Here is a 19,858-nt window from a genome sequence, read left to right on the forward strand (position 1 = left end):
TGTTGGGCGCCTCAATGAAGACGACATAGCATTCCTTGTCAGTATATGCGAGAATATCGCTATTGTTATGGGGCAGTAGATGATCAGACAGGAGATTCCTTTTTCCTCATTGCTGGAGGATGCAATACTGAGTGGATCAATGAATTTCTACTGCAAGTCTCACAAGCTTATCCAGCTGACTATATTTTACGTCTCCTGGATAATGCTATATGGCATAAATCAAGTACCTTAGAGATTCCAAGTAATATTGAGTTGGCTTTTATCCCACCTTATACACCAGAAATGAACCCTATTGAACAAGTCTGGAAAGAAATTCGAAAACGAGGTTTTAAAAACAAGGTTTTCCAAACATTGGAAGCCGTCATTGATAAGCTTCAAGAAGTTATTCAAGGACTGGAAAAAAGCGTTTTAAAGTCCACTGTCAGTAGACAATGAACAAGGTTGCTTTTTGAAAATGATTGAGTATCAAAGCACTGTTTTGAGGTTGTGGATAGAACTGACGAAGTCAGCTCAAAGCACTGTTTTGAGGTTGTAGATAAGACTGACGAAGTCAGTCACATATATACACTAAGGCGACGCTGACGTTGTTTGAAGAGATTTTCGAAGAGTATTAACTATTATGCTTTACAAACTAGTGTGAAAGTGGTATATTATAGATGAAGTTACTAGTAGGTATTACAAAATAGATAGAAGGGGGAAGGGATGAAGGAAACTCAACTATTAAAAGGTGTTCTTGAAGGTTGTGTCTTGGATATGATTGGTCAAAAAGAGCGGTATGGTTATGAGTTGGTTCAGACTTTGCGAGAGGCTGGATTTGACACTATCGTTCCAGGAACTATTTATCCTTTATTACAAAAGTTAGAAAAAAATCAATGGATAAGAGGTGACATGCGCCCGTCGCCAGATGGTCCAGATAGGAAGTATTTTTCGTTAACTAAAGAAGGAGAAGAGCGTGTTTCAGTCTTTTGGCAACAATGGGATGATTTGAGTCAAAAAGTAGAAGGAATTAAGAATGGAGGATAAACCATGAAGAAAATGAAGTATTACGAAGAAACAAGCGCTTTGTTACATCAGTTTTCTGAGGAGAATCAAAAGTATTTTGAGGAACTGTGGGATAGTTTTAATCTTGCTGGATTTCTCTATGATGAGGACTATCTCAGAGAGCAGATTTATTTGATGATGTTAGATTTTTCAGAAGCAGAACGAGATGGCATGAGTGCAGAGGATTATTTAGGTAAGAATCCTAAAAAATTAATGAAAGAGATGCTCAAGGAAGCACCACGCAGTTCGGTCAAAGAGTCCTTTTTAACACCAATTCTTGTCCTAGCGGTATTACGTTACTATCATCTACTGGGTGATTTTTCTAAAGGTCCTCTCTTAACAGTCAATTTGCTCACGTTTTTAGGGCAACTTCTTCTTTTTCTAGTTGGCTTTGGGCTTGTGGCTACAATCTTACGTTGGAGCTTAGTCCAAGATTCTTCTAAAATGAAAATTGGCACCTATATTGTCGTTGGAAGTCTTGTTCTGCTAGTCGTTCTAGGATATGTAGGAATAGGAAGTTTTGTACAAGAAGGAGCATTTTATCTTCCTGCTCCCTGGGATAGTTTCCTTGTCTTTACGCTTTCTCTAGTCATCAGTATTTGGAATTGGAAAGAAGCGGTCTTTCGTCCCTTTGTCAGTATGATTATTGCCCATCTTGTGGTAGGTTCTCTGCTTCGTTACTATGAGTGGATGGGAATTTCAAATGTTTTTCTTACAAAAGTTATTCCTTTAGCTGTCCTCTTTATTGGAATCTTTGTCTTGTTCCGTGGGTTTAAGAAGATAAAATGGAGTGAAATATAGTCAAAAAGCCGTTGCAAAGCGGTTTTTTGTTATAATGAAGGGAAGAATATTAGAAATTTAAGGAGAAAAATTTGATGAGATACATAACTCTTGGTCAAGATGACAAAGAATTATCAAAAATTGTTCTCGGAATGATGAGAATAGAAGATAAGTCTGTAAAAGAAGTTGAAGAACTGGTAGAAACAGCACTGTCTGTTGGAATCAATGCTTTTGACTTGGCTGATATTTATGGTCGTGGTCGTTGTGAAGAACTGTTAGGTCTTGTCCTAAAAAATCGTCCAGATTTAAGAGAAAAGATGTGGATTCAGTCCAAATGTGGCATTCGCATAGAAGAATTTACCTATTTTGATTTTTCTAAGGACTATATTATAAAATCAGTAGACGGTATTTTGCAAAGATTGCAGGTTGAGTATTTAGATAGCTTGCTTCTTCATCGACCAGATGCTTTGATGGAATCTGACCAAGTAGCAGAAGCCTTTGATTTCCTTTATAAACAAGGTAAGGTTCGAGATTTTGGAGTTTCTAATCAAAATCCTATGATGATGGAGTTACTTAAAAAAGATGTCAAGCAACCGTTAGCTGTTAATCAGCTACAATTGAGTGCGGCTTTTACTCCAGGATTCGAATCAGGTTTTCATGTTAATATGGAAGATAGTCAAGCAGCTATGCGAGATGGCAGCATTTTTGAATATTGCCAATTACACGATGTGGTCATTCAAGCATGGTCTGTTTTACAATTCGGGTATTTTAGAGGGAATTTTGTTGGAAATGAGAAATTTCAAGCTTTAAATCAAGTACTTGATCGTTTAGCTATTAAATATGGAGTAACCTCTTCAACTATTGCTATTTCTTGGATATTGCGTTATCCAGCAAAAATGCAGGCAGTCGTAGGTACCACAAATCCTAATCACTTGAGAGAAGTTAGCCAAGCGGCAAACTTTAGCTTAACAAGAAAAGAATGGTATGAAATTTATCTTGCAGCAGGGAATAATTTGCCGTAAGTAGAAGCAGATGTAAATAAATCACAGTCAAAAAGCCGTTGCAAAGCGGTTTTTTTGTTATAATGAAGGGAAGAATTATTGATTTTAAAGGAGAATAACATGACTTTTGAAGAAATCCTGCCTGGGTTAAAGGCTAAGAAAAAATATGTACGAACTGGTTGGGGAGGTGCTGAAAACTATGTCCAACTTTTTGACACTATCGAGCAAAATGGGGTTGCACTTGAAGTGACGCCCTACTTCCTAATCAACGTTTCTGGCGAAGGAGAAGGTTTTTCCATGTGGAGTCCGACACCTTGTGATGTTTTGGCGACGGATTGGGTAGAAGTGCATGACTAGACGCGTATTGATTACGGGAGTAAGTTCAGGGATTGGTCTGGCTCAGGCTCGACTCTTTTTAGAGAAGGGCTATCAAGTTTATGGAGTTGACCAAGGTGAAAATCTACTCTTAGAGGGTGATTTCCACTTTTTACAGAGAGATTTGACCTTGGACTTGGAACCTATTTTTGACTGGTGTCCTCAGGTTGAGGTTTTGTGCAATACTGCTGGAGTTTTGGATGATTACAAACCACTGTTGGAACAAACGGCGCAGGAAATTCAGGAGATTTTTGAAATCAACTACATGACTCCTGTTGAGTTGACTCGCTATTATTTGACACAAATGCTGGAAAATAAAAAGGGAATCATCATCAATATGTGCTCCATTGCTTCTAGCCTAGCAGGTGGAGGTGGTCACGCCTATACTTCATCCAAGCATGCCTTGGCTGGCTTCACCAAGCAGTTGGCTCTAGACTATGCTGAAGCTGGAATTCAGGTCTTTGGGATTGCTCCAGGAGCTGTCAAGACGGGTATGACCGCTGCCGACTTTGAACCAGGTGGTTTAGCGGACTGGGTGGCTAGTGAAACGCCAATCAAACGCTGGATTGAGCCAGAGGAAATAGCAGAAATCAGCCTTTTCTTAGCAAGTGGAAAAGCAAGCGCCATGCAAGGACAAATCTTGACAATAGATGGCGGCTGGTCTTTGAAGTAGGAGGATCTGATGGAAATCAAAAGACACTTTGGAGTCTACGCTGTTTGCTTTGAAAATGGGAAGTTACTCTGCATTGAAAAAACGAGAGGTCCTTATCAACATCGGTATGATCTACCTGGAGTCAGTCAGCAACTTGGTGAAGGACTGACGGAAACGCTGACTAGAGAAGTTATGGAAGAGACGGGATTTACTGTTAGAAGCTACTCTACTCCTCGAATCTACGATGTTTTCGTCAGGGAAGAGTTAAAAAATTTTATGGTTCACCATGCATGCCCTTGTATGATGTTGAAATGACTGAGAGTGCACCTCAAGTTACGATTTCGGAAGCTGTGTCTGATGGTGCGAATGATTCACTTGGATATATTTGGATGGATATTCAAGAGATCACAGAAGAAAATGCATCGCCATTGGTCTTGAAGGTTAAGTCTGAATTATTAGGATTTCCAGAACTGGACAAGACTTCTTACATGAATTGGAAGGTGAAGTAGGGGAATAATGGAACTATTTAAAACATGGAAGAAAAATATGGTTCTCTATGGTCTTAAATCTCAAATCGGAACTGTCTACCGAAACAGTGATAGGACAACAAGCTTTTATGATGTTGGGAATTTTCTATACCTAGCAGGGGAGTTAGATTCCAGATTTTGGGAAGATTTTGTTAGGAAATATGGTTTAGATTATAAGATTATTATTTCAGAAAATACCAATTGGCAAGATTTTCTGCATCGGAAAGTGGGGCTAAATTCTTTTACTCGCTATTCTTTTAAAGATAAGGCAAATTTTCAAGTTGAATTTCTAAATGATCTAGTTACTCATTTAGAGGAAGGTTACAATATTGTGCCTATTGATAATCATATTTATAACTGCTTTTCTGAGGAAGAATGGTCACAAGATTTACAGGGGGATTTTGAGTCCTATCCGGATTTTGTTTTAAAAGGTGGATTTGGCTTTGTGATTCTTAAAAATAATGAACTGATTGCCGGGATTTCCTCAGGGTTAGTTTACCGTGGAGCAGTTGAAGTGGAAGTTGCAACTAGAGCAAACGAACAAGGAAATGGATTTGCTAAAAAACTTGGTGCTGCAATGATTCTAGAGAGTTTAAATAGGGATATGTTTCCACTTTGGGATGCTCATAATGAGGCTTCCAAAAAAGTAGCAGAATTTTTAGGATATGAGTTAGCTGAACCTTATGAAGCTTTTGAACTAGAGGAAATTTTGATATAATTATATATGATGTTGTATCTTTTAAGACGAGGTGAATGGCTATGAAAAATCAACTTGCCCTTAGTGGCGAAAAAATTATTGAAAAAGTTTACCCCTAATTATTTCACCACGTCGGCATGATTCGTGGGGAATACTTGTTGAGAGAGCTCAACAAAAACATACTGTTACCTAGTTGTCAGCAATTTGTAAAAGATTTATCTAGCGATTATCTGCTCCCTGTACTCAGATGAAGAAGTCTGGTATCGTTTTACTGAATTAACGAATACAGAAGCTAATTGTCTAAAGGGGACTAAAGAGTATTTTGATGAAAATCATCCCTTGTTTGGGTTATAGAGGAACGAGGCGTTTGCTGGCGTGTCCGGATGAATTTCAGGCTGAAGCACATGTCGTTACAGAAGTTTATCAAACCAACTCCAATCTATCTCTTATCTTTCCTTTTGTCAATGATGCTGAGCAGTTAAAGCAAGCTATTACAGTACTGCGTCAGCATGGTTTTACTGGAAAAATTGGCATAATGATTGAATTACCGTCAGCGTATTTTGACTTGGACAGGATACTGGAAGCTGGTATTTCAAAGATTGTAGTTGGAATGAATGATTTGACTTCTTTTGTTTTTGCGACTGTGAGAAACAGTCAATGGCATGATATGGAAAGTCCAATAATGTTAGATATGTTGAGACAGATGCAGGATAAAGCAAGGATGAAAAAGATTGATTTTGCTGTAGCAGGCTATCTGAATACTTCTTTCATACAAAAAATGAATCAGTTGGGTATCAAGTGCATTATCCACTACAGTTCTATTCCAGAGATTTTTGATTTAGAGATTGACCATCCAGATCATCTTAAACACATAAAAGAAGAAAGTAAAAAATTACAAAGGAGTACCCATGATACCGCAAGAAATGTGGAATAAATACAAGCAAATCAATCCTTTGATCGGAGATGAAATCGATGCTTGGGCTTTTGGAGTTGAACCAGACCTTTTAGCGGATTTGGTGTTTAAAGGAGAAAAGACAGCAACAGCATCAGCCTATGACCTCTATGTACTAGAAGACGAACCACTTCCCCAAGTAGGGACCTTCGATATCATTTTAGATAGTCAAAATCAGTCTGTCTGCATTGTCGAAATTACAAAGGTTTCTGTTGAACTCTTCAATCAAGTTTCTGCGCAACATGCCTTTAAGGAAGGTGAGGGAGACAAATCACTTGCCTATTGGCGCCAGGTTCATGAGGACTTTTTCACAGACTGTTTGGGTGAAGTAGGGCTGACTTTTACACCTGAAAGCAAGGTTGTTTTAGAAGAATTTCGCAAGGTCTACCCCCTGTAGACTATTAGAAGGAAGAAAGTTTTGGAAATCGCTGTCCAATCCTTTTTTCTCAAGCAAAATATGATATAATAAGTTTGTTTGAAGAAGAGCTCTAGCTCTTAAACTTAGAATAGGAGAAAACTATGCAAGCAGTTGAACATTTTATTAAGCAATTTGTTCCTGAACACTATGATTTATTTTTAGACTTGAGTCGTGAGACCAAGACGTTTTCTGGGAAGGTGACCATCACTGGTCAAGCACAGAGTGATCGCATCTACCTCCACCAAAAAGACTTGGAAATCGCTTCTGTAGAAGTTGCAGGTCAAGCTCGTCCATTTACAGTTGATCATGACAATGAAGCCCTTCATATTGAACTTGCGGAAGCAGGTCAAGTTGAAGTGGTTATCGCTTTCTCAGGTAAAATTACAGACAACATGACAGGGATTTACCCTTCTTATTATACAGTTGATGGAGTCAAGAAGGAGGTCTTGTCTACTCAGTTCGAGAGCCATTTTGCGCGCGAAGCTTTCCCATGTGTGGATGAGCCTGAAGCCAAAGCAACTTTTGACCTCTCTCTTTGCTTTGACCAAGCAGAAGGTGAATTGGCTTTGTCAAACATGCCAGAAATCGATGTTGAAAACCGTAAGGAAACAGGTATCTGGAAGTTTGAGACAACACCTCGCATGTCTTCTTACTTGTTGGCCTTTGTTGCTGGTGATTTGCAAGGGGTGACCGCTAAAACTAAGAATGGTACCCTCGTTGGTGTATACTCTACCAAAGCACATCCACTTTCTAACCTTGATTTCTCTTTGGACATTGCCGTTCGCTCTATCGAGTTTTACGAAGATTACTACGGAGTCAAGTATCCAATCCCTCAATCTCTCCATATCGCCCTTCCTGACTTCTCAGCTGGAGCTATGGAAAACTGGGGTCTTGTGACCTACCGTGAAGTTTGCTTAATTGTAGATGAGAACTCTACCTTTGCCAGTCGTCAACAAGTTGCCCTTGTTGTGGCCCATGAATTGGCTCACCAATGGTTTGGTAACCTCGTAACTATGAAATGGTGGGATGACCTTTGGCTCAATGAAAGCTTTGCTAACATGATGGAGTACGTCTGTGTGGATGCTATTGAACCAAGCTGGAATATTTTTGAAGACTTCCAAACAGGTGGAGTACCTCTTGCTCTTGAACGTGACGCGACTGATGGTGTTCAGTCTGTTCACGTCGAAGTCAAACACCCAGATGAAATCAATACGCTCTTTGATGGCGCTATCGTCTATGCCAAAGGAAGCCGTCTCATGCACATGCTTCGCCGTTGGCTAGGAGATGCTGATTTTGCCAAAGGTTTGCATGCCTACTTTGAAAAACACCAATACAGCAACACCATTGGTAGTGACCTTTGGGATGCCCTTGGTCAAGCGTCAGGACGTGATGTCGCAGCCTTCATGGATTCTTGGTTGGAACAGCCTGGTTACCCAGTTCTTACTGTCAAAGTTGAAAATGATGTTTTGAAGATTTCACAAAAACAATTCTTTATCGGTGAGAACGAAGACAAGAACCGTCTCTGGGTTGTACCACTAAACAGCAACTGGAAAGGTTTACCTGATACACTTGAAACTGAAAGTATCGAAATCCCAGGCTACGCAGCTCTTCTTGCTGAAAATGAAGGAGCTCTTCGTCTCAACACTGAAAATACTGCCCACTATATTACCGACTATCAAAGAGACTTGTTAGAAGCTGTTCTTGCTGAGCTAGAGACACTTGATAACACAAGCAAACTGCAAATTGTTCAAGAACGTCGTTTGTTGGCTGAGGCAGGGCACATTTCTTATGCAGACTTGCTTCCAGTTCTTGATAAACTTGCTAAGGAAGAGTCTTATCTGGTGGTTTCAGCTGTTTCTCAAGTGATTTCAGCCCTTGAGCGCTTTATTGATGAAGGAACGGATGCTGAAAGAGCCTTCAAAGCCTTGGTTGCTAAATTGGCTCGTCATAACTATGACCGTCTTGGTTTTGAAGCTAAAGACGGAGAATCAGATGAGGATGAATTGGTTCGTCAGCTGGCTGTTTCGATGATGATTCGCTCAAATGATGCAGAAGCTAGTCAAGTCGCTAGCCAAATCTTTGCAACACACAAGGAGAATCTTGCAGGACTCCCAGCAGCTATTCGCTCACAAGTTCTGATCAATGAGATGAAACATCATGAGACTAAAGACTTGTTAGCACTTTATCTTGATACTTATACTCATGCAACAGATGCTGTCTTTAAACGTCAGTTGGCATCTGCTCTTGCCTATAGTAAAGATGCGGACAATATCCAAACCTTGATTGCTGCTTGGAAGGACAAATTTGTGGTGAAACCACAGGACTTGTCTGCTTGGTATTACCAATTCCTAGCTCATCAAGCAACTCAGAAAACAGCTTGGTCTTGGGCGCGTGAAAACTGGGCTTGGATTAAGGCAGCCCTTGGAGGAGATATGAGCTTTGATAGCTTTGTTATCCTTCCTGCTCATGTATTTAAGACTCAGCAACGCTTGGCGGAATACAAGGAGTTCTTTGAGCCGCAACTTTCTGACCTTGCTCTTAGCCGTAACATCGGTATGGGAATCAAGGAAATTGCAGCGCGTGTTGACTTGATTAGCCGTGAAAAAGCTGCAGTCGAAGCAGTTGTTCTTCAATACGGAAATGCATAAATAAGCCTAAAATAAAAAGAAAACTCAGCTATCTCATGTAAAATGCAGAGAGTTGAGTTTTTTTTAAGGCAAATTTGGTATAATAGTTTTAATAAGGAGGAGTTTCTCATGATAAAAATCTTATTGGTTGAGGATGACCTAGGCCTGTCAAATTCAGTATTTGACTTTTTAGACGATTTTGCGGATGTCATGCAGGTATTTGATGGGGAAGAAGGTCTCTACGAAGCTGAAAGTGGCGTCTATGATTTGATTTTGCTCGATTTGATGTTGCCTGAAAAAAATGGCTTCCAAGTCTTGAAAGAATTGCGTGAAAAGGGGATTACGACTCCAGTTCTGATCATGACTGCCAAGGAAAGTTTGGATGACAAGGGACATGGATTTGAACTGGGAGCGGATGATTATCTGACCAAACCTTTCTACCTAGAAGAACTCAAAATGCGGATTCAAGCCCTTCTCAAACGTTCAGGTAAGTTTAATGAAAATACCTTGACTTATGGAAATGTTGTAGTTAATTTGTCAACCAATACCGTTAAGGTTGAAGATACTCCTGTCGAATTGCTGGGGAAAGAGTTTGATTTACTGGTTTATTTCCTTCAAAATCAAAATGTTATTTTGCCTAAGACTCAGATTTTTGATCGTCTATGGGGATTTGATAGTGATACAACGATTTCGGTTGTCGAAGTCTATGTTTCAAAAGTCCGTAAGAAATTAAAAGGAACCACTTTTGCAGAGAATTTGCAAACCTTGCGCAGTGTTGGGTATATTTTAAAAGATGTTCAGTAAACTAAAAAAAACATGGTATGCGGATGATTTTAGTTATTTTATCCGCAACTTTGGTGTCTTCACTCTGATTTTCTCTACCATGACTCTGATTATTTTACAGGTCATGCACTCGAGTCTCTATACTTCGGTGGATGATAAACTCCACGGACTGAGTGAAAATCCTCAAGCAGTTATTCAACTGGCAGTGAATAGGGCAACAGAAGAGATTAAAGATTTAGAAAATGCTAGGGCGGACGCTAGTAAAGTAGAAATAAAACCTAATGTCAGTTCCAATACGGAAGTCATTCTCTTTGATAAGGACTTTACTCAACTTCTTTCTGGAAATCGATTTTTGGGCTTGGATAAGATTAGGTTAGAGAAAAAAGAACTAGGCCATATCTACCAGATTCAGGTTTTTAATAGCTATGGGCAGGAAGAAATCTATCGCATGATTTTGATGGAAACCAATATCAGTTCGGTTTCAACCAATATCAAGTATGCAGCTGTCTTGATTAATACCAGTCAGTTGGAGCAGGCCAGTCAAAAGCATGAGCAATTGATTGTCGTTGTGATGGTAAGTTTCTGGATTTTGTCTTTGCTTGCAAGTCTTTATCTAGCTCGGGTTAGTGTTCGACCCCTGCTTGAGAGCATGCAGAAGCAGCAGTCCTTTGTGGAAAATGCCAGTCATGAGTTACGGACTCCACTTGCAGTTTTGCAAAATCGCTTAGAGACCCTTTTCCGTAAGCCAGAAGCTACCATTATGGATGTGAGCGAAAGTATTGCATCGAGTTTGGAAGAAGTCCGAAATATGCGTTTTTTGACGACAAACTTGCTGAACTTAGCTCGGAGAGATGATGGGATTAAGCCGGAGCTTGCAGAAGTTCCAACTAGTTTTTTCAATACGACTTTCACAAACTATGAGATGATTGCTTCGGAAAATGATCGTGTCTTCCGTTTTGAAAATCGTATCCATCGTCCGATTGTCACAGACCAGCTTCTCTTGAAGCAGTTGATGACTATCCTATTTGATAATGCTGTCAAGTATACTGAAGAGGATGGTGAAATTGATTTTCTTATCTCGGCGACCGATCGTAATCTGTATTTACTGGTTTCTGATAATGGAGTCGGTATTTCGACAGAAGATAAAAAGAAAATTTTTGATCGTTTTTATCGAGTGGACAAGGCTAGAACTCGTCAAAAAGGTGGTTTCGGTTTAGGATTATCTCTGGCCAAGCAAATTGTAGATGCGCTTAAAGGAACCATTACTGTTAAAGATAATAAACCCAAGGGAACAATCTTTGAAGTGAAGATTGCCATCCACACACCATCGAAAAAGAAAAAATAAAAAGAGTCTGGGGCAAAAGTCTAACCTTAAATATAAAAAGCGAACAAAACAAGTTATCTGACACTCAGAATTCTGTTTTGTTCGCTTTTTTGTCTAATCTATCGATTTTAAAAACTTATAATAAAGAATTCCTAAAATCAAAATCCTTTTGTCCCAGACTCTTTTGGATTTATTTTCTACGTTTTCGTTTGATAATAGACCGTTGAACTTTTAAAACAAGTAAGCTGGATCCGATTGCTGCGGCAAAGGCAAGAGCAGTTGATAATTTTAATGCTAAAAAGATAAAACTAAAGATAGCAATACAGATACAAAAAACAGCGATATTGACAAAAAATAAAATTTCTTTGAAATTGCTATCAGCTTGTGCTTCAGGTGTATAAGCTTGATAATGAGGAAGTTGCGAGTTTAATTCTTCTTGATAGTCTACCTCATAGGATTGTAATTTTCTTACGGGCATGATTCTCTCCTTAACAGTACATACCTATTTTATCATTTTTTCAGCAGAGAATTATTACAGAAAGGTTACAAAAAGAATAAGGTCCCTTTTCATTTTTAAAGAATAGCTGATTTTGGAGAAATATGGTATAATTTTTCCTATGGAAAAGATTATCATTACAGCAACTGCTGAAAGTATTGAACAAGTTAAACAATTGCTCGAAGCTGGCGTAGACCGTATCTATGTCGGTGAGAAAGATTTTGGCCTTCGTCTGCCAACAACCTTTAGTCATGACCAATTGCGTGAAATCGCTAATCTGGTTCATGATGCTGGTAAGAAATTGATCGTTGCGGTTAACGCCCTCATGCACCAAGGCATGATGGATTGTATTAAGCCCTTCCTCGATTTCTTGGAAGAAATTGAGACCGATTACATTACGATTGGGGATGCAGGTGTTTTTTACGTAGTCAATCGCGATGGTTATTCCTTTAAGACCATCTACGATGCTTCGACTATGGTAACAAGTAGTCGCCAGATTAACTTCTGGGGACAAAAGGCTGGCGCATCTGAGGCTGTTTTGGCGCGTGAAATTCCATCGGTTGAACTCTTCAAAATGCCAGAGATTTTGGAAATTCCTGCTGAAGTTTTGGTGTACGGTGCTAGTGTCATCCATCATTCTAAACGTCCGCTCTTGCAAAACTACTATAACTTTACGCATATCGATGATGAAAAGACGCGCAAGCGTGACCTCTTCTTGGCTGAGCCAAGTGACCCAGAGAGCCATTATTCCATTTTTGAAGACAATCATGGTACCCACATCTTTGCTAATAACGACCTTGATTTGATGACAAAATTAACAGAATTGGTGGAGCATGGCTTTACTCACTGGAAATTAGAAGGTCTCTATACACCTGGTCAGAACTTTGTTGAGATTGCAAAACTCTTTATCCAAGCGCGTAGCTTGATTCAAGAGGACAACTTTAGCCATGACCAAGCCTTCTTGCTGGATGAAGAAGTTCGTAAACTTCACCCTAAAAACCGTTTCCTTGATACAGGATTTTATGATTACGATCCTGACATGGTTAAATAAAGTAAATGATTCGTTGAGAGAAGGAAGATGCAAATATTTCTTCTCTCAATTTTTCGTATTTCTTCACCATTTTCAACAAATCAGTAAGCTAGGATGCTCTGTTTACTGGGAATTTTAATACAAGTAACCTTCTTGAGTTTGAAAATTATCCCATGTTTGCAGGTGCCAAATGGCTCTTTTTTTGGTATAATTTTTTATAATGAAAACGATTGGTAATCGCTATGTTGTGGTGGATTTAGAGGCAACTAGCACAGGTAGTAAGGCTAAAATTATCCAAGTGGGAATTGTCGTGATTGAGGACGGAAAAATCGTTGATCACTATACGACGGATGTCAATCCACATGAACCCTTAGATGCTCATATCAAAGAACTGACAGGATTGACAGACCAACGTCTGGCGCAAGCACCTGATTTTTCGCAAGTTGCCAGAAAAATCTTTGACTTGGTGGAGGATGGGATTTTTGTAGCCCACAATGTTCAGTTTGATGCCAATCTTTTGGCGGAAAATTTATTTTTTGAAGGCTATGAACTAAGAAATCCTCGTGTTGATACGGTCGAATTGGCTCAGGTCTTTTTCCCAGAACTGGAAAAATATAGTTTGCCGATTTTGTGTCGAGAATTAGGAATTCCTCTAAAACACGCCCACACAGCTCTTTCAGATGCCCAAGCTACAGCAGAATTACTCTTATTTTTACGAGAAAAGATGGCCCAACTTCCTAAAGGACTCTTGGAACGCTTGCTGGAAATGGCTGACGCTCTCTTATATGAGTCTTACCTGGTTATTGAAGAAATTTTTCGCAACCAATCTATTCTGAGTTCTTCAGATTTGGTCCAAGTTCAAGGACTGTATTTCAAGAAAACTGCAGATCCCATGGAGTCACGAAAACTATCTCAAGATTTTTCTAAAAATATTTCTCTGTTGAATCTTGAAGTGAGGGAGGAGCAAGAAAATTTTGCTAAAGAGGTTGGCTTGCTATTGAAAGATGAGCCTGTATCATTAATTCAAGCGCCGACTGGGATTGGGAAAACTTATGGCTATCTCTTACCCGCTTTATCTCAAGCCAAAGAGCATCAGATTGTCCTTAGCGTTCCGACAAAGATTCTTCAAAATCAAATCATGGAAGAAGAAGGTAAACGTCTCAAGGAAGTGTTCCATATAGATATTCATAGTTTAAAGGGGCCTCAAAATTATTTGAAGTTGGATGCCTTTTATCGTTCCTTGCAGGAAAATGATGAAAATCGCTTATTTAGACGCTTTAAAATGCAAGTCTTGGTCTGGCTGACAGAGACAGAGACAGGAGATTTGGATGAAATTGGTCAACTCTACCGTTACCAACATTTTCTAACAGATCTTCGTCATGATGGGAATTTATCATCCCAAAGCTTATTTGTGACGGAAGATTTTTGGAAACGTAGTCAAGAAAGAGCACAAACCTGCAATCTTTTAGTGACCAATCATGCCTATCTTGTAACCAGACTTGAAGATAATCCTGAATTTGTCAGTGACCGTTTACTGATTATCGATGAAGTTCAAAAAGTTTTGTTGGCTTTAGAAAATCTGCTTCAAGAGACCTACGATATCCAGTATATTATTGATTTAGTTGATAAGGCCTTACTGGAGGAGCAAAATAAGGTCCAGCAACGAATACTAGAAAGTATTCGCTTTGAGTGCTTCTACTTGATAGAACAATTTCAGTCTGGTAAATCTAGGAAAAATATCTTAGATTCTCTAGCCAATCTCCATCAGTATTTTTTAGAATTAGAAGTAGAAGGCTTTGAGGAGCTGGTCCGCTATTTTACAGCTGACCGAGATTACTGGCTTGAAGCAACTGAAACGAGTCAAAAGAAAATTCAGATTTCTTCTACAAAATCTGGCCGTATTCTTCTGTCCTCTTTAATACCTGAGAGTTGTCAAGTCTTGGGAGTATCGGCTACTCTTGAGATTAGTCAGAGAGTTTCTTTGGCCGACCTTTTAGGCTATCCTGAAGCCAAATTTGTCAAGATTGAAGCTCGTAGAAAACAGGACCAAGAAGTGGTCTTGGTCAAAGATTTCCCTCTGGTGACAGAAACTTCCTTAGAAGTCTATGCCAAAGAGGTAGCTGATTTACTAGTGGAAATTCAAGCTTTCCAGCAACCGATTTTGGTTCTCTTTACCGCTAAAGATATGCTTCTAGCAGTTTCAGACATACTTCCTGTAAGCCATCTGGCCCAGTATAAAAATGGGGATGTTCATCAGCTAAAGAAGCGCTTTGAAAAAGGAGAACAACAAATCTTGCTTGGTGCAGCAAGTTTCTGGGAGGGAGTTGATTTTTCAAGTCATCCTTTTGTGATTCAAGTTGTACCAAGACTTCCTTTCCAAAATCCCCAAGAGCCCTTGACGAAAAAGATCAATCAGGAACTAATTCAAGAAGGGAAAAATGCCTTTTATGATTATCAATTGCCAATGGCCCTTATTCGTTTAAAACAGGCTTTGGGAAGAAGTATGAGACGCGAACACCAACGTTCTTTAACTCTTATTTTGGATAGGAGAATTGTCGGAAAACGATATGGTAAGCAAATAGTGACTTCTCTAGCAAAAGAAGCGACTGTTAAAACCGTCTCTCGATCCGAAGTTGACGAGGCTATTGATAGATTTTTTAATGAACTTTGATAAATAGTATTGTATGAAAGTATAAGGTTAGTATATATGAAACGTTCTCTCGACTCAAGAGTTGATTACAGTTTGCTCTTGCCAGTGTTTTTTCTACTGGTTATTGGCGTGGTGGCTATTTATATAGCCGTTAGTCATGATTATCCAAACAATATTCTGCCCATTTTAGGGCAGCAGGTCGCATGGATTGCCTTGGGGCTTGTGATTGGTTTTGTGGTCATGCTCTTTAATACTGAATTTCTTTGGAAGGTGACCCCCTTTCTATATATTTTAGGCTTGGGACTCATGGTCTTGCCGATTGTCTTTTATAATCCAAGCTTAGTTGCATCAACGGGTGCCAAAAACTGGGTATCGGTAAATGGCATCACCTTGTTCCAACCGTCAGAATTTATGAAGATATCCTATATCCTCATGTTGGCTCGTGTTATTGTCCAATTTACAAAGAAACATAAGGAATGGAGACGCACGGTTCCGCTGGACTTTTTGTTAATTTTCTGGATGATTCTCTTTACCATTCCAGTCCTAGTTCTTTTAGCACTTCAAAGTGACTTGGGGACGGCTTTGGTTTTTGTAGCTATTTTCTCAGGAATCGTTTTATTATCAGGGGTTTCTTGGAAAATTATTATCCCAGTATTTGTGACTGCTGTAACAGGAGTTGCTGGTTTCTTAGCTATCTTTATTAGCAAGGACGGACGAGCTTTTCTTCACCAGATTGGAATGCCGACCTACCAAATTAATCGGATTCTGGCTTGGCTCAATCCCTTTGAGTTTGCCCAAACAACGACTTACCAGCAGGCTCAAGGGCAGATTGCTATTGGGAGTGGTGGCTTATTCGGCCAAGGTTTTAATACTTCAAATCTGCTTATTCCAGTTCGTGAGTCAGATATGATTTTCACGGTCATTGCAGAAGATTTTGGCTTTATTGGCTCTGTCCTGGTTATTGTCCTTTACCTCATGTTGATTTACCGTATGTTGAAGATTACTCTCAAATCAAATAACCAGTTCTACACCTATATTTCCACTGGTTTGATTATGATGTTGCTCTTCCACATTTTTGAAAATATCGGTGCTGTAACGGGCTTGCTTCCTTTGACCGGGATTCCACTGCCTTTCATTTCGCAAGGGGGATCAGCTATTATCAGTAATCTGATTGGTGTTGGTTTGCTTTTATCGATGAGTTACCAGACTAATCTAGCTGAAGAAAAGAGCGGAAAAGTCCCATTCAAACGGAAAAAGCTTGTATTAAAACAAATTAAATAAGGAGAAAATCATGGTAAAAGTAGCAGTTATGTTAGCTCAGGGCTTTGAAGAAATTGAAGCCTTGACAGTTGTAGATGTCTTGCGTCGAGCCAATATCACATGTGATATGGTTGGTTTTGAAGAGCAAGTAACGGGTTCGCATGCAATCCAAGTAAGAGCAGATCATGTCTTTGATGGAGATTTATCAGACTATGATATGATTGTTCTTCCTGGAGGTATGCCTGGTTCTGCACATTTACGTGATAATCAGACCTTGATTCAAGAATTGCAAAGCTTCGAGCAAGAAGGGAAGAAACTAGCAGCCATTTGTGCGGCACCAATTGCCCTCAATCAAGCAGAGATATTGAAAAATAAGCGATACACTTGTTATGACGGTGTTCAAGAGCAAATCCTTGATGGTCACTACGTCAAGGAAACAGTAGTGGTAGATGGTCAGTTGACAACCAGTCGGGGTCCTTCAACAGCCCTTGCCTTTGCCTACGAGTTGGTGGAGCAACTAGGAGGGGACGCAGAGAGTTTACGAACAGGAATGCTCTATCGAGATGTCTTTGGTAAAAATCAGTAAAACGGGAGTTATTCTCTCGTTTTTTATGTGGAAAACTCAGGGAAATCATCGCTTTTTTCATAAAAAAATGCTATAATGAAGGGTATGAAATATCACGATTACATCTGGGATTTAGGTGGAACTTTACTGGATAATTATGAAACTTCAACAGCTGCATTTGTTGAAACATTGGCACTGTATGGTATCACACAAGACTATGACAGTGTCTATCAAGCTTTAAAGGTTTCTACTCCTTTTGCGATTGAGACATTCGCTCCCAATTTAGAGAATTTTTTAGAAAAGTACAAGGAAAATGAAGCCAGAGAGCTTGAACACCCGATTTTATTTGAAGGAGTTTCTGACCTATTGGAAGACATTTTAAATCAAGGTGGCCGTCATTTTTTGGTCTCTCATCGAAATGATCAGGTTTTGGAAATTTTAGAAAAAACCTCTATAGCAGCTTATTTTACAGAAGTGGTGACTTCTAGCTCAGGCTTTAAGAGAAAGCCAAATCCCGAATCCATGCTTTATTTAAGAGAAAAGTATCAGATTAGCTCTGGTCTTGTCATTGGTGATCGGCCGATTGATATCGAAGCAGGTCAAGCTGCAGGACTTGATACCCACTTGTTTACCAGTATCGTGAATTTAAGACAAGTATTAGACATATAAGAAAAAGGAATAAGATGACAGAAGAAATCAAAAATCTGCAGGCACAGGATTATGATGCCAGTCAAATTCAAGTTTTAGAGGGCTTAGAGGCTGTTCGTATGCGTCCAGGGATGTACATTGGATCAACCTCAAAAGAAGGTCTTCACCATCTAGTCTGGGAAATTGTTGATAACTCAATTGACGAGGCCTTGGCAGGATTTGCCAGCCATATTCAAGTTTTTATTGAGCCAGATGATTCGATTACTGTTGTGGATGATGGGCGTGGTATCCCAGTCGATATTCAGGAAAAAACAGGCCGTCCTGCTGTTGAGACCGTCTTTACAGTCCTTCATGCTGGAGGAAAGTTCGGCGGTGGTGGATACAAGGTTTCAGGTGGTCTTCACGGGGTGGGGTCGTCAGTCGTTAATGCCCTTTCCACTCAATTAGACGTTCATGTCCATAAAAACGGTAAGATTCATTACCAAGAATACCGTCGTGGTCATGTTGTCGCAGATCTTGAAATAGTTGGAGATACGGATAAAACAGGAACAACTGTTCACTTCACACCGGACCCAAAAATCTTCACTGAAACAACAATCTTTGATTTTGATAAATTAAATAAACGGATTCAAGAGTTGGCCTTTCTAAATCGCGGTCTTCAAATTTCAATTACAGATAAGCGTGAAGGTTTGGAACAAACCAAGCATTATCATTATGAAGGTGGGATTGCTAGTTACGTTGAATATATCAACGAGAACAAGGATGTAATCTTTGATACACCAATCTATACAGACGGTGAGATGGATGATATCACAGTTGAGGTAGCCATGCAGTACACAACTGGTTACCATGAAAATGTCATGAGTTTCGCCAATAATATTCATACCCATGAAGGTGGAACGCATGAACAAGGTTTCCGTACAGCCTTGACACGTGTTATCAACGATTATGCTCGTAAGAATAAGTTACTGAAAGACAATGAAGATAATTTAACTGGGGAAGATGTCCGCGAAGGATTAACTGCAGTTATCTCAGTTAAACACCCAAATCCACAGTTTGAAGGACAAACCAAGACCAAATTGGGAAATAGCGAAGTGGTCAAGATTACCAATCGCCTCTTCAGTGAAGCCTTCTCCGATTTCCTCATGGAAAATCCACAGATTGCCAAGCGTATCGTGGAAAAAGGGATTTTGGCTGCCAAGGCTCGTGTGGCTGCCAAGCGTGCGCGTGAAGTCACTCGTAAAAAATCTGGTTTGGAAATTTCCAACCTTCCAGGGAAACTAGCAGACTGTTCTTCTAACAATCCTGCTGAAACAGAACTCTTCATCGTCGAAGGAGACTCAGCTGGTGGATCAGCCAAATCTGGTCGTAACCGTGAGTTTCAGGCTATCCTTCCAATTCGCGGTAAGATTTTGAACGTTGAAAAAGCAAGTATGGATAAGATTCTAGCTAACGAAGAAATTCGTAGTCTTTTCACAGCCATGGGAACAGGATTTGGCGCAGAATTTGATGTTTCGAAAGCCCGTTACCAAAAACTCGTTTTGATGACCGATGCCGATGTCGATGGAGCCCATATTCGTACCCTTCTTTTAACCTTGATTTATCGTTATATGAAACCAATCCTAGAAGCTGGTTATGTTTATATTGCCCAACCACCAATCTATGGTGTCAAGGTTGGAAGCGAGATTAAAGAATATATCCAGCCGGGTGCAGATCAAGAAATCAAACTCCAAGAAGCTTTAGCCCGTTATAGTGAAGGTCGTACCAAACCGACTATTCAGCGTTATAAGGGGCTAGGTGAAATGGACGATCATCAGCTGTGGGAAACAACCATGGATCCCGAACATCGCTTGATGGCTAGAGTTTCTGTAGATGATGCTGCAGAAGCAGATAAAATCTTTGATATGTTGATGGGGGATCGAGTAGAGCCTCGTCGTGAGTTTATCGAAGAAAATGCTGTCTATAGTACACTTGATGTCTAAAAAATAGGGAGAAGTAGTTCCCTTGGTCTAAAAAATATGATATAATCGTT

General features: G+C 39.7%; 17 protein-coding genes and 3 pseudogenes. 19 read left to right on the forward strand and 1 reads right to left on the reverse strand.

Annotated elements, in window-relative coordinates:
* Positions 1-42: 42 nt before the first annotated feature.
* From HT736_RS02420 to ciaH, 13 genes and pseudogenes are all read left to right on the forward strand, one after another.
* A pseudogene (locus HT736_RS02420) lies at positions 43-435 on the forward strand (IS630 family transposase); the annotation flags it as partial.
* 267 nt (positions 436-702) lie between these two features.
* Positions 703-1,023, forward strand: a complete 321-nt coding sequence (locus HT736_RS02425) for a PadR family transcriptional regulator (protein ID WP_000665422.1) — start codon at positions 703-705, stop codon at positions 1,021-1,023.
* Positions 1,024-1,026: 3 nt separating this feature from the next.
* Complete coding sequence (locus HT736_RS02430) at positions 1,027-1,842, forward strand: hypothetical protein (RefSeq protein ID WP_138701312.1); 816 nt, start codon at positions 1,027-1,029, stop codon at positions 1,840-1,842.
* Positions 1,843-1,916: 74 nt separating this feature from the next.
* Entirely contained in the window at positions 1,917-2,843 is a 927-nt protein-coding gene (locus HT736_RS02435; protein WP_138701313.1) for an aldo/keto reductase, read from the forward strand.
* 99 nt (positions 2,844-2,942) lie between these two features.
* A complete protein-coding gene (locus HT736_RS02440; RefSeq protein WP_000141913.1) occupies positions 2,943-3,179 on the forward strand; it encodes a DUF2829 domain-containing protein in 237 nt (78 codons plus the stop codon).
* On the forward strand, positions 3,172-3,870 hold the full coding sequence (locus HT736_RS02445) for a 3-oxoacyl-ACP reductase (protein WP_050262098.1): 699 nt from the start codon (positions 3,172-3,174) through the stop codon (positions 3,868-3,870). The genes HT736_RS02440 and HT736_RS02445 overlap by 8 nt, the downstream gene beginning before the upstream one ends.
* Positions 3,871-3,879: 9 nt before the next feature.
* A pseudogene (locus HT736_RS02450) lies at positions 3,880-4,358 on the forward strand (NUDIX hydrolase).
* A gap of 7 nt (positions 4,359-4,365) precedes the next feature.
* Complete coding sequence (locus tag HT736_RS02455) at positions 4,366-5,094, forward strand: GNAT family N-acetyltransferase (RefSeq protein WP_023940515.1); 729 nt, start codon at positions 4,366-4,368, stop codon at positions 5,092-5,094.
* Positions 5,095-5,135: 41 nt separating this feature from the next.
* A pseudogene (locus tag HT736_RS02460) lies at positions 5,136-6,007 on the forward strand (putative PEP-binding protein).
* Entirely contained in the window at positions 5,982-6,422 is a 441-nt protein-coding gene (locus tag HT736_RS02465) for an ASCH domain-containing protein (RefSeq protein ID WP_001813094.1), read from the forward strand. Before HT736_RS02460 ends, HT736_RS02465 begins: the two are co-directional and overlap by 26 nt.
* 122 nt (positions 6,423-6,544) lie before the next feature.
* Positions 6,545-9,091, forward strand: coding sequence for a M1 family metallopeptidase (locus HT736_RS02470; protein WP_172930711.1), 2,547 nt, complete (start codon positions 6,545-6,547; stop codon positions 9,089-9,091).
* Between the two features lie 108 nt (positions 9,092-9,199).
* Positions 9,200-9,874 (forward strand): two-component system response regulator CiaR, encoded by a 675-nt coding sequence (gene ciaR, locus HT736_RS02475; protein ID WP_172930712.1) that lies wholly within the window; start codon positions 9,200-9,202, stop codon positions 9,872-9,874.
* Positions 9,864-11,198 (forward strand): two-component system sensor histidine kinase CiaH, encoded by a 1,335-nt coding sequence (ciaH, locus tag HT736_RS02480; RefSeq protein WP_023938233.1) that lies wholly within the window; start codon positions 9,864-9,866, stop codon positions 11,196-11,198. The genes ciaR and ciaH overlap by 11 nt, the downstream gene beginning before the upstream one ends.
* 169 nt (positions 11,199-11,367) lie before the next feature.
* Here ciaH and HT736_RS02485 read toward each other — a convergent pair whose 3' ends face one another.
* On the reverse strand, positions 11,368-11,655 hold the full coding sequence (locus HT736_RS02485) for a DUF3270 domain-containing protein (protein WP_172930713.1): 288 nt from the start codon (positions 11,653-11,655) through the stop codon (positions 11,368-11,370).
* A 139-nt stretch (positions 11,656-11,794) separates the two neighbouring features.
* Here HT736_RS02485 and HT736_RS02490 point away from each other — a divergent pair, with 139 nt between their 5' ends.
* From HT736_RS02490 to gyrB, 6 genes are all read left to right on the forward strand, one after another.
* Positions 11,795-12,724: a peptidase U32 family protein gene (locus HT736_RS02490; RefSeq protein WP_172930714.1), complete on the forward strand. Its 930-nt coding sequence runs from the start codon at positions 11,795-11,797 to the stop codon at positions 12,722-12,724.
* Between the two features lie 199 nt (positions 12,725-12,923).
* A complete protein-coding gene (locus HT736_RS02495; protein WP_172930715.1) occupies positions 12,924-15,374 on the forward strand; it encodes a bifunctional DnaQ family exonuclease/ATP-dependent helicase in 2,451 nt (816 codons plus the stop codon).
* A 36-nt stretch (positions 15,375-15,410) separates the two neighbouring features.
* Positions 15,411-16,634, forward strand: coding sequence for an FtsW/RodA/SpoVE family cell cycle protein (locus HT736_RS02500; protein ID WP_119947454.1), 1,224 nt, complete (start codon positions 15,411-15,413; stop codon positions 16,632-16,634).
* 10 nt (positions 16,635-16,644) lie between these two features.
* On the forward strand, positions 16,645-17,199 hold the full coding sequence (locus HT736_RS02505) for a DJ-1 family glyoxalase III (RefSeq protein ID WP_000241398.1): 555 nt from the start codon (positions 16,645-16,647) through the stop codon (positions 17,197-17,199).
* An 84-nt stretch (positions 17,200-17,283) separates the two neighbouring features.
* A complete protein-coding gene (locus tag HT736_RS02510; protein WP_162498517.1) occupies positions 17,284-17,847 on the forward strand; it encodes an HAD family hydrolase in 564 nt (187 codons plus the stop codon).
* A gap of 14 nt (positions 17,848-17,861) precedes the next feature.
* Entirely contained in the window at positions 17,862-19,808 is a 1,947-nt protein-coding gene (gene gyrB / locus HT736_RS02515) for a DNA topoisomerase (ATP-hydrolyzing) subunit B (protein WP_000134037.1), read from the forward strand.
* Positions 19,809-19,858: the final 50 nt, after the last annotated feature.

It is taken from the genome of Streptococcus sp. 339 (genome assembly GCF_013277285.1).
Lineage (GTDB): Bacteria > Bacillota > Bacilli > Lactobacillales > Streptococcaceae > Streptococcus > Streptococcus pseudopneumoniae.

Excerpts from the sequence above, each read along its gene's own strand:
- HT736_RS02440 (WP_000141913.1), top strand. The coding sequence starts at position 2,943 with ATGACTTTTGAAGAAATCCTGCCTGGGTTAAAGGCTAAGAAAAAATAT.
- HT736_RS02425 (WP_000665422.1), top strand. The coding sequence starts at position 703 with ATGAAGGAAACTCAACTATTAAAAGGTGTTCTTGAAGGTTGTGTCTTG.
- HT736_RS02505 (WP_000241398.1), top strand. The coding sequence starts at position 16,645 with ATGGTAAAAGTAGCAGTTATGTTAGCTCAGGGCTTTGAAGAAATTGAA.
- HT736_RS02445 (WP_050262098.1), top strand. The coding sequence starts at position 3,172 with ATGACTAGACGCGTATTGATTACGGGAGTAAGTTCAGGGATTGGTCTG.
- HT736_RS02435 (WP_138701313.1), top strand. The coding sequence starts at position 1,917 with ATGAGATACATAACTCTTGGTCAAGATGACAAAGAATTATCAAAAATT.
- HT736_RS02510 (WP_162498517.1), top strand. The coding sequence starts at position 17,284 with ATGAAATATCACGATTACATCTGGGATTTAGGTGGAACTTTACTGGAT.
- HT736_RS02500 (WP_119947454.1), top strand. The coding sequence starts at position 15,411 with ATGAAACGTTCTCTCGACTCAAGAGTTGATTACAGTTTGCTCTTGCCA.
- HT736_RS02470 (WP_172930711.1), top strand. The coding sequence starts at position 6,545 with ATGCAAGCAGTTGAACATTTTATTAAGCAATTTGTTCCTGAACACTAT.
- HT736_RS02455 (WP_023940515.1), top strand. The coding sequence starts at position 4,366 with ATGGAACTATTTAAAACATGGAAGAAAAATATGGTTCTCTATGGTCTT.
- ciaR (WP_172930712.1), top strand. The coding sequence starts at position 9,200 with ATGATAAAAATCTTATTGGTTGAGGATGACCTAGGCCTGTCAAATTCA.
- HT736_RS02485 (WP_172930713.1), bottom strand. The coding sequence starts at position 11,655 with ATGCCCGTAAGAAAATTACAATCCTATGAGGTAGACTATCAAGAAGAA.
- HT736_RS02490 (WP_172930714.1), top strand. The coding sequence starts at position 11,795 with ATGGAAAAGATTATCATTACAGCAACTGCTGAAAGTATTGAACAAGTT.
- HT736_RS02430 (WP_138701312.1), top strand. The coding sequence starts at position 1,027 with ATGAAGAAAATGAAGTATTACGAAGAAACAAGCGCTTTGTTACATCAG.
- HT736_RS02465 (WP_001813094.1), top strand. The coding sequence starts at position 5,982 with ATGATACCGCAAGAAATGTGGAATAAATACAAGCAAATCAATCCTTTG.
- HT736_RS02495 (WP_172930715.1), top strand. The coding sequence starts at position 12,924 with ATGAAAACGATTGGTAATCGCTATGTTGTGGTGGATTTAGAGGCAACT.
- gyrB (WP_000134037.1), top strand. The coding sequence starts at position 17,862 with ATGACAGAAGAAATCAAAAATCTGCAGGCACAGGATTATGATGCCAGT.
- ciaH (WP_023938233.1), top strand. The coding sequence starts at position 9,864 with ATGTTCAGTAAACTAAAAAAAACATGGTATGCGGATGATTTTAGTTAT.